13 protein-coding genes are annotated in these 12376 nt (G+C 73.7%); 4 read left to right on the forward strand and 9 right to left on the reverse strand.

The window, feature by feature from the left end; translation table 11 throughout:
* Positions 1-185 precede the first annotated feature (185 nt).
* Genes Ae505Ps2_RS03260 through Ae505Ps2_RS03275 form a run of 4 tightly spaced genes read left to right on the forward strand, consistent with a single transcriptional unit; the run spans position 186 to position 3703 of the window.
* Positions 186-602, forward strand: a complete 417-nt coding sequence (locus Ae505Ps2_RS03260; RefSeq protein WP_020625180.1) for an SCP2 sterol-binding domain-containing protein — start codon at positions 186-188, stop codon at positions 600-602.
* Positions 599-1378, forward strand: a complete 780-nt coding sequence (locus Ae505Ps2_RS03265) for a coniferyl-alcohol dehydrogenase (protein WP_075310126.1) — start codon at positions 599-601, stop codon at positions 1376-1378. Before Ae505Ps2_RS03260 ends, Ae505Ps2_RS03265 begins: the two co-directional genes overlap by 4 nt.
* Positions 1379-1415: 37 nt before the next feature.
* Complete coding sequence (locus tag Ae505Ps2_RS03270) at positions 1416-2690, forward strand: cytochrome P450 (protein ID WP_075310124.1); 1275 nt, start codon at positions 1416-1418, stop codon at positions 2688-2690.
* Positions 2687-3703, forward strand: a complete 1017-nt coding sequence (locus Ae505Ps2_RS03275) for an LLM class F420-dependent oxidoreductase (RefSeq protein WP_075310122.1) — start codon at positions 2687-2689, stop codon at positions 3701-3703. The genes Ae505Ps2_RS03270 and Ae505Ps2_RS03275 overlap by 4 nt, the downstream gene beginning before the upstream one ends.
* Positions 3704-3751: 48 nt before the next feature.
* Here Ae505Ps2_RS03275 and Ae505Ps2_RS03280 read toward each other — a convergent pair whose 3' ends face one another.
* The 9 genes from Ae505Ps2_RS03280 to Ae505Ps2_RS03320 form a co-directional block, all read right to left on the reverse strand.
* Complete coding sequence (locus tag Ae505Ps2_RS03280; RefSeq protein WP_075310120.1) at positions 3752-4129, reverse strand: hypothetical protein; 378 nt, start codon at positions 4127-4129, stop codon at positions 3752-3754.
* Positions 4123-4527, reverse strand: a complete 405-nt coding sequence (locus Ae505Ps2_RS03285) for an AtzH-like domain-containing protein (protein WP_075310118.1) — start codon at positions 4525-4527, stop codon at positions 4123-4125. Before Ae505Ps2_RS03285 ends, Ae505Ps2_RS03280 begins: the two co-directional genes overlap by 7 nt.
* A complete protein-coding gene (locus Ae505Ps2_RS03290; RefSeq protein WP_075333899.1) occupies positions 4524-6194 on the reverse strand; it encodes a regulator in 1671 nt (556 codons plus the stop codon). The genes Ae505Ps2_RS03285 and Ae505Ps2_RS03290 overlap by 4 nt, the downstream gene beginning before the upstream one ends.
* Complete coding sequence (locus Ae505Ps2_RS03295; protein ID WP_075310114.1) at positions 6191-6868, reverse strand: isochorismatase family cysteine hydrolase; 678 nt, start codon at positions 6866-6868, stop codon at positions 6191-6193. Before Ae505Ps2_RS03295 ends, Ae505Ps2_RS03290 begins: the two co-directional genes overlap by 4 nt.
* On the reverse strand, positions 6865-7620 hold the full coding sequence (locus tag Ae505Ps2_RS03300) for an isochorismatase family cysteine hydrolase (protein ID WP_170917007.1): 756 nt from the start codon (positions 7618-7620) through the stop codon (positions 6865-6867). Before Ae505Ps2_RS03300 ends, Ae505Ps2_RS03295 begins: the two co-directional genes overlap by 4 nt.
* 59 nt (positions 7621-7679) lie before the next feature.
* Complete coding sequence (locus tag Ae505Ps2_RS03305) at positions 7680-9038, reverse strand: allophanate hydrolase (RefSeq protein WP_075310112.1); 1359 nt, start codon at positions 9036-9038, stop codon at positions 7680-7682.
* Positions 9039-9103: 65 nt separating this feature from the next.
* The gene (locus tag Ae505Ps2_RS03310) at positions 9104-9796 is read right to left on the reverse strand and encodes a GntR family transcriptional regulator (RefSeq protein ID WP_020623280.1); all 693 of its coding nucleotides are present in this window, start codon (positions 9794-9796) and stop codon (positions 9104-9106) included.
* Positions 9797-9882: 86 nt separating this feature from the next.
* Positions 9883-10989 carry an NDMA-dependent alcohol dehydrogenase gene (locus Ae505Ps2_RS03315; RefSeq protein ID WP_043277598.1) on the reverse strand — a complete coding sequence of 369 codons (1107 nt, stop codon included), beginning with the start codon at positions 10987-10989 and terminating at the stop codon, positions 9883-9885.
* An 83-nt stretch (positions 10990-11072) separates the two neighbouring features.
* Entirely contained in the window at positions 11073-12356 is a 1284-nt protein-coding gene (locus Ae505Ps2_RS03320; protein WP_043277602.1) for a HAMP domain-containing sensor histidine kinase, read from the reverse strand.
* Between the last annotated feature and the right edge of the window lie 20 nt (positions 12357-12376).

A 12376-nucleotide genomic window follows, 5' to 3' on the forward strand; every position in this document is an offset into this window, starting at 1 on the left:
TCCCCCGGAAGGCCCGCGGGACACCGGCACGGGGACCGTCGGGTCGTCGACCACCGTCGTCGACGCGTCCACGGCCACGTCCGCGTCGACCTCCGCGTCCTCCGAGTCGGAGTACTTCCCCAGTAACGTAATCTACGTTACGTTCCGGTGGCAACGACGCACACTCACGACGACGTGGAGGAACCGTGCCCGGATTCACCGACGAGGACGAGCTGTACCGCTACATCGGCGGCATCTTCGAGACCGCGCTGGCGGACCCCGAGCTGTCGCCGAAGCTCCGCAGCACCGGCCTGGTCCTGCGTCAGCAGTGCACCGACCCGGACTCCGCGCTGATCATCGACCTGCCCGGGGCCAAGGTCTGGAAGGGCTCCGACGCCGGCGCCCCCGAGCCGCAGGCCACGATGACCATGTCCACCGAGACCGCGAACGCCTACTGGCAGGGCACGGTCAACCTGACCTTCGCCATGGCCAAGGGCAAGGTGAAGGTCGAGGGCACGGTCACCAAGCTCCTGCAGCTCGCGCCGTTGTCCAAGCGCCTGTTCCCCACCTACGTCGAACGTCTCAAGGCCGACGGCCGCGAGGACCTCCTGGTCACCAAGTGAGCCGCCGGGTACTGGTGACCGGTGCCGCGTCCGGGATCGGCGCCGAGGTCGCGCGCCGGTTCGTCGATGCCGGCGACGAGGTCGTCTCGCTGGACCTGAAGGACACCCCCGTCGGCGTCGCGCGGCACGTGCACTGCGACCTGTCCGACGTCGCGTCGATCGACTCCGCCGTCGCCGCGCTCGACGGGGAGTTCGACGCCCTGTGCAACGTGGCGGGAGTGCCCGGCACCGCGCCGGCCGAGCTCGTGCTGCGGGTGAACCTGCTCGGGCTCCGTCACCTGACCGAGTCGGCCGTCGAACGGATCCGCCCGGGTGGCGCGATCGTGAACGTCGCCTCCATCGCCGGCTACGGCTGGGCCGACCGGCTGGCGGCGCTGCGTGAGCTGCTCGCCACCGACACCCTCGACGAGGGGCTCGCCTGGTTCGCGGCGCATCCGCAGGCGGGCAACGCCTACAACTTCTCCAAGGAGGCCCTGATCGTCTACACGATGCTCATGGCCCCCGTGTTCGGCGAGAACGGGGTGCGGATGAACGCCGTCTGCCCCGGCCCGGTCGAGACCCCCATCCTCGGCGACTTCGAGGAGTCGATGGGCAAGGAGAACCTCGACGCGCTCGCCGCGTTCCTCGGCAGGCACGCCACCCCCGCCGACATCGCCGGCCCGGTCCTGTTCCTGGCCGGTCCGGAGTCCGCCTGGATCAACGGTCACGCGCTCGTCGCCGACGGCGGCATCAGCGGTGCCGTGTTGACGGGCATGATCCCCCCACCCGAGATCTGATCCGGTTCCGACGACGCAACCGCGAGGAGGCAATCCCGTGACCACCACGGAGAAGCGCCCGTACGACCCGCTCGACATCTCCACCCAGGCGTTCTGGGCCCAGACCCCCGATGCCCGCGAGGAGCGGTTCGCCGAGCTGCGCCGCGAGCGCCCGCTGTCCTGGCACCCGCCGGCCGAGACCGACCTGCTGCCCGACCCCGACGCCCCCGGGTTCTGGGCGCTGGTCACCCACGCCGACATCCAGGCCGTCAGCCGCGACGCCGAGACCTTCGCCTCCGGCCAGCAGTACGGCGGCGTGATGCTGGAGGACGTGCCCGAGGACATGCTGGAGGCCGCGCACTCCATCCTCGCGATGGACGCGCCGCGCCACCACCGCCAGCGCAAGGTCATCAGCTCGGTGTTCACCCCGCGCCGGGTCCGTCAGATCGAGGAGCAGATCGCCGAACAGGCCCGGCTCATCGTCGACGACCTGCTCGCCGGTGACGGCTCGGCGGACTTCGTGACCGCGGTCGCGGCGCGGCTGCCGATGTGGACGATCTCGCAGATGATCGGCATCCCGCCGGAGAGGCGGCAGGAGGTCGCCGACGCCGCCAACGCCATGGTCGGCTGGAACGACCCGGACTACATCGGCGACGGCGACCCGATGGCGGTGCTGCTCAACGGGCTGATGACGCTGCACACCGCGTCGTTCGAGCTGTCGGCGCTGCGCCGCGAGGACCCCGCCGACGACCTGATGACCGCCCTGGTGCAGGCCGAGGTCGACGGCGACGCGCTCACCGACGAGGAGATCGCGGCGTTCTTCGTGCTGCTGTGCGTCGCGGGCAACGACACCACCCGGCAGACCTCCAGCCACGCCATCCTCGCGCTGGACCGCAACCCGGACCAGAAGCGGCTGCTGACCGAGGAGTTCGACGACCGGATCAAGCCCGCCGTCGAGGAGTTCGTCCGCTGGGCCAGCCCGGTGCTGACCTTCCGGCGCACCGCGACCCGCGACACCGAGATCCGCGGGCAGCGGATCGCCGAGGGCGAGCGGGTCGTGCTCTTCTACCACTCCGGCAACCGTGACGAGTCCGTGTTCACCGACCCGCACGTCTTCGACATCACCCGCGCCGAGAACCCGCACGTCGGCTTCGGCGGCGGCGGCCCGCACTTCTGCCTGGGCCACCACCTGGCCAAGACCCAGCTGCGCGCGCTGTTCCACCAGCTCCTCACCCGGGTCCCGGACCTGTCGGTGGGCGAGCCGGAGTTCCTGACCGGGAACTTCATCAACGGCATCAAGCGGCTACCGGTGACGTTCGGGACGGCGTCGTGAAGCTCGGCCTGGCGCTGGGCTACTGGGGCGCCGGGCCGCCGCCCGGAACGGTGGAGAAGGTCGACGCCGCCGAGGACCTCGGCTTCGACTCGATGTGGACGGCCGAGGCGTACGGCTCGGACGCGTTCACCCCGCTGTCCTGGCTCGGCTCCCGCACCACGCGGATGCGCCTGGGCACCTCGGTCGTGCAGATGTCCGCGCGCACCCCGACCGCGACGGCGATGGCCGCCATGACGCTGGACCACCTCTCCGGCGGCCGGATGGTGCTGGGCATCGGCGCGTCCGGGCCACAGGTCGTCGAGGGCTGGTACGGGCAGCCGTACCCGAAGCCGCTCGCGCGCACCCGGGAGTACGTCCGGATCCTGCGCGCCGCGATCGCGCGGGAGAAGGTGCTCTCCGACGGCCCGCACCACCCGATCCCGTACCCGGGCGGCACCGGGCTGGGCAAGCCGCTGCGCTCGACGCTGCACCCGTACCGGACCGACCTGCCGATCCTGCTCGCCGCCGAGGGCCCGAAGAACGTCGCGCTGGCCGCCGAGATCGCCGACGGCTGGCAGCCGCTGTTCTACGCACCCCGGAACGACGCGCACTACCGCGAGTCCCTCGACGCCGGCTTCGCCGCCCGCGGCGGGCGCCCGGACGGCTTCGAGGTCGTCTGCATGGTGCAGGTCGTCGTCGACGACGACGTCGAGGCTGCCGCGGACCGGATCCGCCCGTTCCTCGCGCTCTACGTCGGCGGGATGGGCGCCAGGGGTGCGAACTTCCACTACGAGGTCTTCGCCCGCATGGGCTACGAGCAGGAGTGCGCCCGCATCCAGGAGCTCTACCTCGCCGGCGACAAGGACGCGGCCGCGAAGGCCGTCCCGACCTCGATGGTCGAGCAGGTGGCACTCGTCGGTCCGACGGCGAAGATCGCCGAGGAGCTGCCGGTGTTCCGCGACTCGCTGATCACGACGATGGTCGTGGACGGCGCACCCGACCACCTGCGCACGATCCGCGACCTGGTCGGCTGAGGCCCCGGGGCCGTCCCATCCGCACGGATGCGGTGGGACGGCCCCGGATCACCGTGCCGCGAGGTAGGCGGGCCAGCTGCCGTGCTCGGTGACGTCCCGGGCCCCGGGCGTCGCCGTCGTGCACACGATCCCGGCGACCGGATCGCCGTCGTCGAGCAGGACCCGGCCCGGCGCGAGCGGCGCGGGCAGCACCAGGCCCGCGGCGGCCGCGGCGGGCAGGTCGAACACCTCCACCTCGATCGCCGCGCCGCCCGCGCCGACCCGGAGCAGCCCGCCGCGCGGGACGTCGCCGTCGAGGGCGAGCAGCCGGTACTCCGGCGCGGTCACCCGCACCGCCCGGAACCGGGCCCCGAGGGCGAGCAGCTCGTGGTGCAGCGGCTGGCCCCGCCGGTGCGCGGCGACGACCGCGAATCCCCCGGTCAGCACGGCACCTCCGAGACGTGTGCTGCCACGATCCGCCAGGCGCCGCCGAGCCGCGCCCAGGTCTGGGTCTGCCGGCCCTCCCGCGCGCCGTCCGGGTAGCCGAACCGTGTGCTGACGACGGCCGCGTCGCTCCCGAGGGCGAGGACCGTCGTGCCGGACAGCGTCCGCCCGGCCGGGACCCCGGGGTTCACCCGGCGCCACGCGGCGATCTGGGCGCCGCCCTGCTGGCGGTCGGCGACGCCGAAGCGGACGCAGCGGTCGTCGTCCCAGAACAGCTCGGTGAGGACGGCGACGTCGGCGTCGCGCAGCGCCCGCTCGTACCGGTCGAACGCAGCCCGCACCTGCGCGACGACGTCGGGCCGGTCCAGCTCGTCGGCCGTGGTGACCGTGCCGCGGGTCATGCCGTGGCCGGGCGGGGTCCGCCGACGGCGTCGGGCCCCTCGGTCGTGGCCGGAGCCGCGGCCGGCCGAGCCGGCTGCGGCTCCGCCGGGGCGACCGGCGCGGCGGCGGGCTCCGGCGCGACGGCCTGCCGGGCGGTGGCGCCACGTCGGGTGCCCCACCCGAACGCGGCCAGCACGATCGCGGCGAACAGGTAGCCGAGCGCGATCTGCCCGCCCACGTTCCAGCCGACGGCCTCGGCGTGCATCAGCCCGACGAACCCGAGCACCGCCCCGGCGGCGGAGTACGCGGCCGCGGCGAAGAAGTTCTTGTCGATGACGAACGCGGTGATCGAGCCGAGCACCAGACCGGCGAGGATCGCGCCACCGCCGAGCAGCACGGTGCCGTGGTAGACCAGCCCGGCCCCGGCGAGGGCCTCCTCCCCGACCCGGGCCGCGGTCGTCCCCGCGGCCGACAGCGCGTTGTTCATCAGCCCGGTGGCCCAGGCCGCGATGTTCGGGACGATCGCGATGACGACGGCGACGGCGTGGCGGCGCGGGGTCTCCTGGAACGCCTGGGCCCCGATCAGCAGGCCGATGTAGAGCAGGATCGGCACGATCGCCGGGGTCGGCAGCAACGCTCCGAGCAGCGAGAACAGCCCGAGGAAGCACATCAGGGAGATGAACACCCCGGACGCCAGCGAGTACGTCGTCCGGCCGCCGGCCGCCTTCCAACCCGGGTGTCCGATGTAGACCGCGGGCGGGAACGGGCAGCCCATCGCGGCACCGACGACGGCGCCGGCGCCGTCCGCGGCGAGCACCGCGCGCATATTGTACTCGTCGCCCGCGACGGCCGCGGACTCGATGTTCGTCATGCCCTCGGTGAAGTTGTAGATGCCCAGCGGGATCGCCGTGGCGAGCAGCGGGGCGACGTCGGCGAGCCCGGCACCGAGCCGGGCGAGGTCGACGGTCGGGAGGCTGATCGCGACGTCGCCGGCGGCGGAGACGACGTCGGGCACCGACATGTACCCGCCGACCCAGCCGATCGCGGTGCCGACGAGCAGCGCTGCCAGCCCCACCGGGATGTTCCCGGGCAGCTTCAGGTCGGTGAAGAACCCGATCAGGATGATCACCATGACCGGCAGCGCGATCCACAGGGCCTCGAACATCTGCGCGGCCGGGCGCATCGAGATGAACGCGATCGAGACGCCCGCGAGCGTGCCGAGCATCGCGGCCTGCGGGGTGAACCGCCGGATCCACGGACCGACGAACGCGCCGAGCAGCACGATCAACCCGATGATGAACGACCAGGCGAGACCGGCCGCCCAGGCGGTGAGCGGGTTCCCCGTGGCCAGCGCGATCGGCAGCATGATCACGAAGACGACGATGAACATGTGCGGCACGGACGGGCCGTAGGGCATGGCGCAGACGTCCGTGCGGCCCTCGCGGTGCGCCAGTCGACGGGCGAGGTAGGTGTAGTAGACGTTGCCGATCAGCAGCTGGACGCCGAGCGCCGGGAGGATCACCCCGAACACCTCGGCGCCGGGGATGTTCACCACCCCGATGCACAGCCCGGTCAGGGTCAACACGTTGACCAGCGTGTTGAACCCGAGCCCGAAGAACGCGTTGGTGTCCCCCGCGACCCACCAGGAGAGCCTCATCGGCTGGGGTGCGGTATCCGTCGTGGTCATGCCACGGCCTCCCTGGTCAGTGCGGTGAGCAGTGCGGACGAGGGCGCGACCCAGCCGAAGATGCCGCCCTGGGCGGCCACCATCTCCAGTGCGACGCGGTGGAACTCGGGGAAGTAGGAGCCGGTGCAGTCCGAGAGCACGAGGCACTCGTAGCCGCGGTCGTTGGCCTCCCGGACGGTCGTGTGCACGCAGACCTCGGTGGTCACGCCGGCCACGATCAGGCTGGTGATGCCGCGGGACCGCAGCTCGGCGCCGAAGGTGGTGCCGTGGAACGAGCCCTTGCCGGGTTTGTCGATCACGAGCTCGCCGGACTCGGGCCTCAGCTCGTCGATGATGTCGTGGCCGTACTCGCCGCGGACCAGGATGCGGCCCTTGGGCCCCGGGTCGCCGATGCGCAGGCTCGGCTCGCCGCGGTTGAGCTTGGCGGGCGGGCAGTCGCTGAGGTCCGGGACGTGGCCCTCGCGGGTGTGGATCACGGTCATGCCCAGCGCGCGGACGGTGCGCAGTACCTCCTGCAGCGGCGGGATGACGCTGCGCAGCAACGACACGTCGTTGCCCAGGGTCTCGCCGAAGCCCCCGGGCTCGCAGAAGTCCCGCTGCATGTCGATGATCAGCAGGGCGGTGGTCGCGGGGTCGAAGGCGAAGGTGCCGGGGTCGGCGTCGACCGAGATCACGAGTCACTCCAGGTGGTCGCCCCGACGACGGCGTCGGACGACCCGACGGCGCCGAACACCCCGCCCTGCATGGTCACCATGTGCAGGGCGGCGTCGTGGTTGGCGGGGTCGGTGGCGCCGGTGCAGTCGGCGAGGATCAGGCACTCGTAGCCGCGGTCGTTCGCCTCGCGCATGGTGGTGTGCACGCAGACGTCGGTGGTGATGCCGGTCAGCAGGATGTGGGTGATCCCGTTGGAGCGGAGGACCAGGTCGAGCTGCGTGGCGTAGAACGCGCCCTTGCCGGGCTTGTCGATCAGCACCTCGCCGGGCACCGGGGCGACCTCCGGCACGATCTCCCAGCCGGGTTCGCCGCGGACGAGGATCCGCCCGGCCGGTCCGGGGCTGCCGATCTCCGCCCCGATCCGCCGCGACCGCCAGCGCTTGTTCGCGGGCAGGTCGGACAGGTCCGCGGCGTGTCCCTCCCGGGTGTGGACGACGAGCATCCCGGTCTCGCGGGCGTGCGCCAGCAGCCGGGCGGTCGGGGCGAGGCCCTGTCGGGTGAGCCCGATGTCGTAGCCCATGCGGTCGACGTAGCCGCCGGGCCCGCAGAAGTCGACCTGCCAGTCGATGCAGATCAGCGCGGTGCGGGCGGCGGGGACGGTGCCGTCGTAGGGCCAGGGGTAGGGACGGGCCGCGACCGGCCCGATGGTGGCGGTGCGGGTCGCGGCGTCGAGTGCGGGGTCGGGTGCGGTGTCGAGTGCGTCGGTCGTCATGGCGCCTCCGGTTCCGGTGGTCGGTGCGGGCAGAGAGGACGGGCACGGTGCGGGCGGTCTCATCGCGGCGGCCCGAGCAGCGCGGCCGCGGCGTGCAGCAGCCGGGCCTCGGAGAAGGCGGGGCCGAGCAGGGTGACCCCGAACGGCCGCCCGTCGTCGGTGGTCCCGGCGGGCACCGCGACGGCGGCGAGGTCCAGCAGGTTGGTGGCCTGGGTGTAGCGGCCCAGGACGAGGTTGCGCACGACCGGCTCGGCCGCCAGCTCCGCCCGGGTGAACGTCGTCGGCACGGTCGGGAGCAGCAGGACGTCCGCGGTCGCGAACAGCCGGGCGACCTCGGCGCGCAGCTCCTGCAGCCGGTACCGGGCGCGGAACGCCTCGACGGCGGAGAACCGGGCACCCGCCTCGATCACCGCGCGGGTCACCGGCAGCACGGCGTCGCGGTGGGTGTCGAGGACGTCGGCGAGGACGGCGAGCCGTTCGGCCACCCACGGCCCGCCGTAGAGCAGGTCCCCGGCCTCGCGCAGGGCCGCGGTGGGTGTGCCGACGGTGCTCGCGGCCCGGGCGGCGACGGTCGCCGCGACCCGGGCGAAGGCGTCGGCGAACCCGGTGTCGACCGTCCCGTCACCGCGGTCGAGATCCAGGTCCTCCGGCAGCGCGACGACGACCGGGCCGGCGCCGGGGGCCTCTGGCGGGGCGGCCCGGGACCACGGGTCGTCCGGGTCCGGCCCGGCCAGCACCGCGAGCACCTCGGCGGCCCCGGCGAGGTCGCGGGTGAACACGCTGACGCAGTCCAGCGACCGGCAGGCGGGCAGCATCCCGGCCGTGCCGATCAGGCCGCGGGTGGGCTTGAGCCCGACGACGCCGTTCAGCGCGGCGGGCACCCGCCCGGACCCGGCGGTGTCGGTGCCCAGCGCGACCGGCACCAGCCCGGCCGCGACGGCGACGGCGCTCCCCGAGCTGGACCCGCCGGAGATCAGGTCGCCGCCGAAGACGCTCTCCGGCGCCCCGTAGGGCGAGCGGCCCCCGTTCAGACCGGTGGCGAACTGGTCCAGGTTGGTCTTCCCGACGACGATCGCGCCCGCCGCGCGCAGCCGCCGGACCGCGGTGGCGTCGGCGTCGGGGGTGCGGGTGAACGCCGGGCAGGCGGCGGTGGTGGGGAGCCCGACGGCGTCGATGTTGTCCTTCACCGCCACCGGCACGCCCCACAGCGGGTGGCCGGCCGGGTCGAGTCCCTCCAGCTCACGGGCCCGCCGGTGCAGCTCGTCGACCGGGGTGCGGGAGATCCAGACGTGGTCGTCGCCGCGGGCGTCGATCCTGGCGGTCAGCTCCGCGACGACGTCCGCGGGTCGGAGGGCGCCGGAGGCGTAGCCGGCACGGAGGCCGGACACCGTCGCCGAGGGGCTGGACAGCAGCTGCATTCCGTCGATTGTCGACAGTTTGGTGTCACCTCAAGGTGTCCGAGGTAACAGCTGCGTGACGTCTGCTACTGCTCGTGCAGCTCGGGGCCGAGGTAGGCGCGGCCCCCGTGGTGGGCCAGCGCGTCGAGCACAGCCGCCCGGTCCCCGGCCACGACCGCCTCGTACAGCCGGCGGTGCCGTCGCGCCCCCTCGGCCGGGGAGCGCTGCTCGGCCTCGCGACGCATGTTGGTCGCCATGTACAGCTGGAGCTGCAGGATGACCGGCTCGAAGACCCGGACGAGGTGCCGGTGCCCGGCCAGCCCGACCAGGGCCAGGTGGAACTCGCGGTGTGCCTCGGCACGGTCGACCGCGGCGCCCTCGCCGTCGTCGGCCGCGGCGCGTTCGATCCGTTCGGTGGCCCGCTGGAGACGGGCGAGCCGGGCCGGGTCCCGGCGCCCGCTCCCGGCGAACATCTCGTCCACGGCGAACCGCTCCAGCGCGTCGCGCAGCCCGAACAGCTCGGTCATGTCCCGGGCCGAGAGTTCGCAGACCCGGACCCCGCGCCGCGGGAGGTGCTCGACGAGGCCCTGCTCACCGAGCTGACGCAGCGCCTCGCGCACCGGCGCCCGGCTGATGCCGAACCGGCGGGTCAGCTGCTCCTCGACCAGGCGCTCCCCCGGCGCGAACACACCCCGCAGGATGTCCCGGCGGATCCGGTCGAGCGCCAGCTCCACCAGGCTCGGGGAACCGAGCTCCTCGAGCGGGGCCTCCGAGCTCACCGGGGCGACTCCTGGGGACGACGGGACGGGAGGGTGACCCCACCAGCCTGTCAGATCCGGGTCGGTGCGAGTCGCCCCGGTCGTGCTCAGTACCGGATGAGCCCGCGGATGTTGCGCCCGGAACGCATGTCCTCGTAGCCCTCGTTGACCTGGTCGAGGGTGTACTCCTTGGTGATCAGCTCACGCAGCTTGAGCTGTCCCAGGTTGTGCATCTCCAGCAGCCGCGGGATGTCGAACTGCGCCGCGGAGCTGCCGAACAGCGCGCCGCGGATCTGCTTCTCGTAGAGCGTGAGGTCGAGCAGCGACAGCGACGCCGTCTCCTCCTCGGCCCGGGCCAGCGCGGTGACGACGACCCGGCCGCGCTTGCCGACCAGCTGCAGCGCGGGCTGCAGGTCCTCACCCATCGCGACGCCGGTGCACAGGATCGCCGCCTCGGCCATCTGCCCGCGGGTCACCTCGCTGACGATCTCCCAGGCCTCGTCGATGCTCGCGGCGACGTGCGTGGCGCCCAGCTCGCGGGACCGTTCCCGCTTGTGCTCGACCGGGTCGACGGCCACGACGTACCGGCACCCGGCCGCGCGGGCGCCCTGCACCGCGTTCGCGCCGATGCCGCCGATGCCGACGACGACGGCGGTGTCCCCGGCCCGCAGGTCCGCGGTGCGGACCGAGGAGCCGAAGCCGGTGGTGACGCCGCAGCCGACCAGCGCCGCCAGGTCGAGCGGGAAGCCCTCGTCGATCTTCACGGCGGACTTCACCGGGACGACGGTGTGCCGGGCGAACGTGCCGAGCAGACACATCTGGCCCAGGTCCTCGCCGCGGGCGTGGAACCGGTAGGTGCCGTCGAGCTGCGGCCCGAGGGTGGCTCCGGCGCCGTCGTTGCAGAGGTTCGGCTGGCCCTTGGAGCAGTACGGGCAGCGCCCGCAGGAGGGCAGGAAGGTCATCACGACCGGGTCTCCGACCTCGAGCTCGGTGACACCCGGGCCGACCTCGATGACCCGGCCGGCGCCCTCGTGGCCGCCGACCATCGGCAGGACCGCGGGCAGGTCACCGGTCACGAGGTGTTCGTCGGAGTGGCACAGCCCCGACGCGGTCAGCTCGACCATCACCTCGCCGGCGTTCGGGGAGTCGAGCTCGACCTCCTCGATCTCCCACTTGCCACCGGGTTCCCACAGCACCGCTGCCGTCGTACGCATGGTGGTGGATCCTGGTCGCGCCGAGACCTCCGGCACACCCGTCGTCCGCGCCAGCGCTGGCCCCCGGGTGCCAGGGGAGGTCCTCAGGCGCCGGCGAGCGGGAGGGTGAGCCGGGCGACGAGGCCGCCGCCCTCGCGCGGGAGCAGGCTCAGCTCACCGTCCATCGCGGACGCGAGCGCCTCGGCGATCCACAGGCCCAGCCCGGCCGTGCCGCGGCGCTCCCCCAGCGCGACGCCCTTGGCCGTCACGACGCCCTCCTGGCCCGCGGGCAGGCCGGGACCGCGGTCCCGGACCTCGGCGGTGAGCACGGCGCCGTCGTGCGACAGGTGCAGCTCCACGACCTCGTCGCCGGAGTGCCGGGCGGCGTTCTCGGCCAGGTTGGTGAGCATCCGGCGCAGCCGCTGCGGGTCGCAGTGGACCGCGGCCCCGGCCGGCTCGACGACCGGGTGTCGCCGGTGGGCGGCGATCCCGGCGGCGTCGAGCACGGCGTCGGCGAGCTCGGCGAGCGCGACGCGCCGGGGCCGGTCGCGCCCGAGCGGGCTGCCGTCGGCGACGGCCAGGTCGGCCAGCCCGTCGAGCATGTCCTGGAGGTGGGCGGCGTGGTCGGCGAGCAGCCGCGACGCACGCCGGGCCGCGTCACCGTCGAGCCTGCCCGCCGCGAGGTCCGACGACAGCGCGGTCAGCGAGGCGACCGGGGTCCGGAACTCGTGCAGCACGACACGGGCACCGTCGAGCCGGGCCCGGCTCTGGGACACGATCCGGTCCCGCAGCGCACGCTCGGACAGGTAGCGCTCGTGTTCGTTCTCCGCGCGGGCCCGGGTGGTCGCGATGTCGGCCAGCTGGTGTTCCAGCAGCCGCACCTGCACCCCGGTGAGCACGGCGGTCGCGAACAGGAAGCCGGTCCACCACAGCCCGGCCAGGAGCGCGTCGGCGAGGGCGACGCGCGGCCCGGACCCGAGCAGTACCGCGACGGTGTAGCCGGCACCGAGCCCGAGCGCGGCGAACCGCGCGACGCGCGGCCCCCCGCGCAACGCGATCGCGATGACGACCAGCGGCAGTGCCCCCACCATCGGACTCGCGACGCCGCCGGTGAAGCCGCAGGCGAGCACGCTGAGCACGCCGTCGAGCCCGGTCAACACGGCCGGGGGCACCGGCAGCCGCCCCCGCACCAGCGAGACGACGCCGAGCACCGCCGCGTACACCGTGCTCAGCCCGACCAGCACCGCGGCGACGACCGGCCGCTCGCCGGTCAGGTCCGGGCGGCTCACGACCAGGCCCACGGCGGCGAGCACCACGCAGAGCCGCAGCACGACGGCCTGGCGTTCCTCCCGGGTGCGTTCGGGGAGCTCACCGGGGTGCGCGGTCACGGTCGGGGCCTCTCGGACGG

The sequence above is a fragment of the Pseudonocardia sp. Ae505_Ps2 genome (assembly GCF_001932425.1).
In the GTDB taxonomy this organism is placed as follows: domain Bacteria; phylum Actinomycetota; class Actinomycetes; order Mycobacteriales; family Pseudonocardiaceae; genus Pseudonocardia.

What these genes read in the sequence shown, in the direction of transcription:
- Ae505Ps2_RS03285 (WP_075310118.1), bottom strand. Translation starts at nt 4,527, where the DNA reads ATGACCCGCGGCACGGTCACCACGGCCGACGAGCTGGACCGGCCCGAC.
- Ae505Ps2_RS03290 (WP_075333899.1), bottom strand. Translation starts at nt 6,194, where the DNA reads ATGACCACGACGGATACCGCACCCCAGCCGATGAGGCTCTCCTGGTGG.
- Ae505Ps2_RS03300 (WP_170917007.1), bottom strand. Translation starts at nt 7,620, where the DNA reads ATGACGACCGACGCACTCGACACCGCACCCGACCCCGCACTCGACGCC.
- Ae505Ps2_RS03305 (WP_075310112.1), bottom strand. Translation starts at nt 9,038, where the DNA reads ATGCAGCTGCTGTCCAGCCCCTCGGCGACGGTGTCCGGCCTCCGTGCC.
- Ae505Ps2_RS03315 (WP_043277598.1), bottom strand. Translation starts at nt 10,989, where the DNA reads ATGCGTACGACGGCAGCGGTGCTGTGGGAACCCGGTGGCAAGTGGGAG.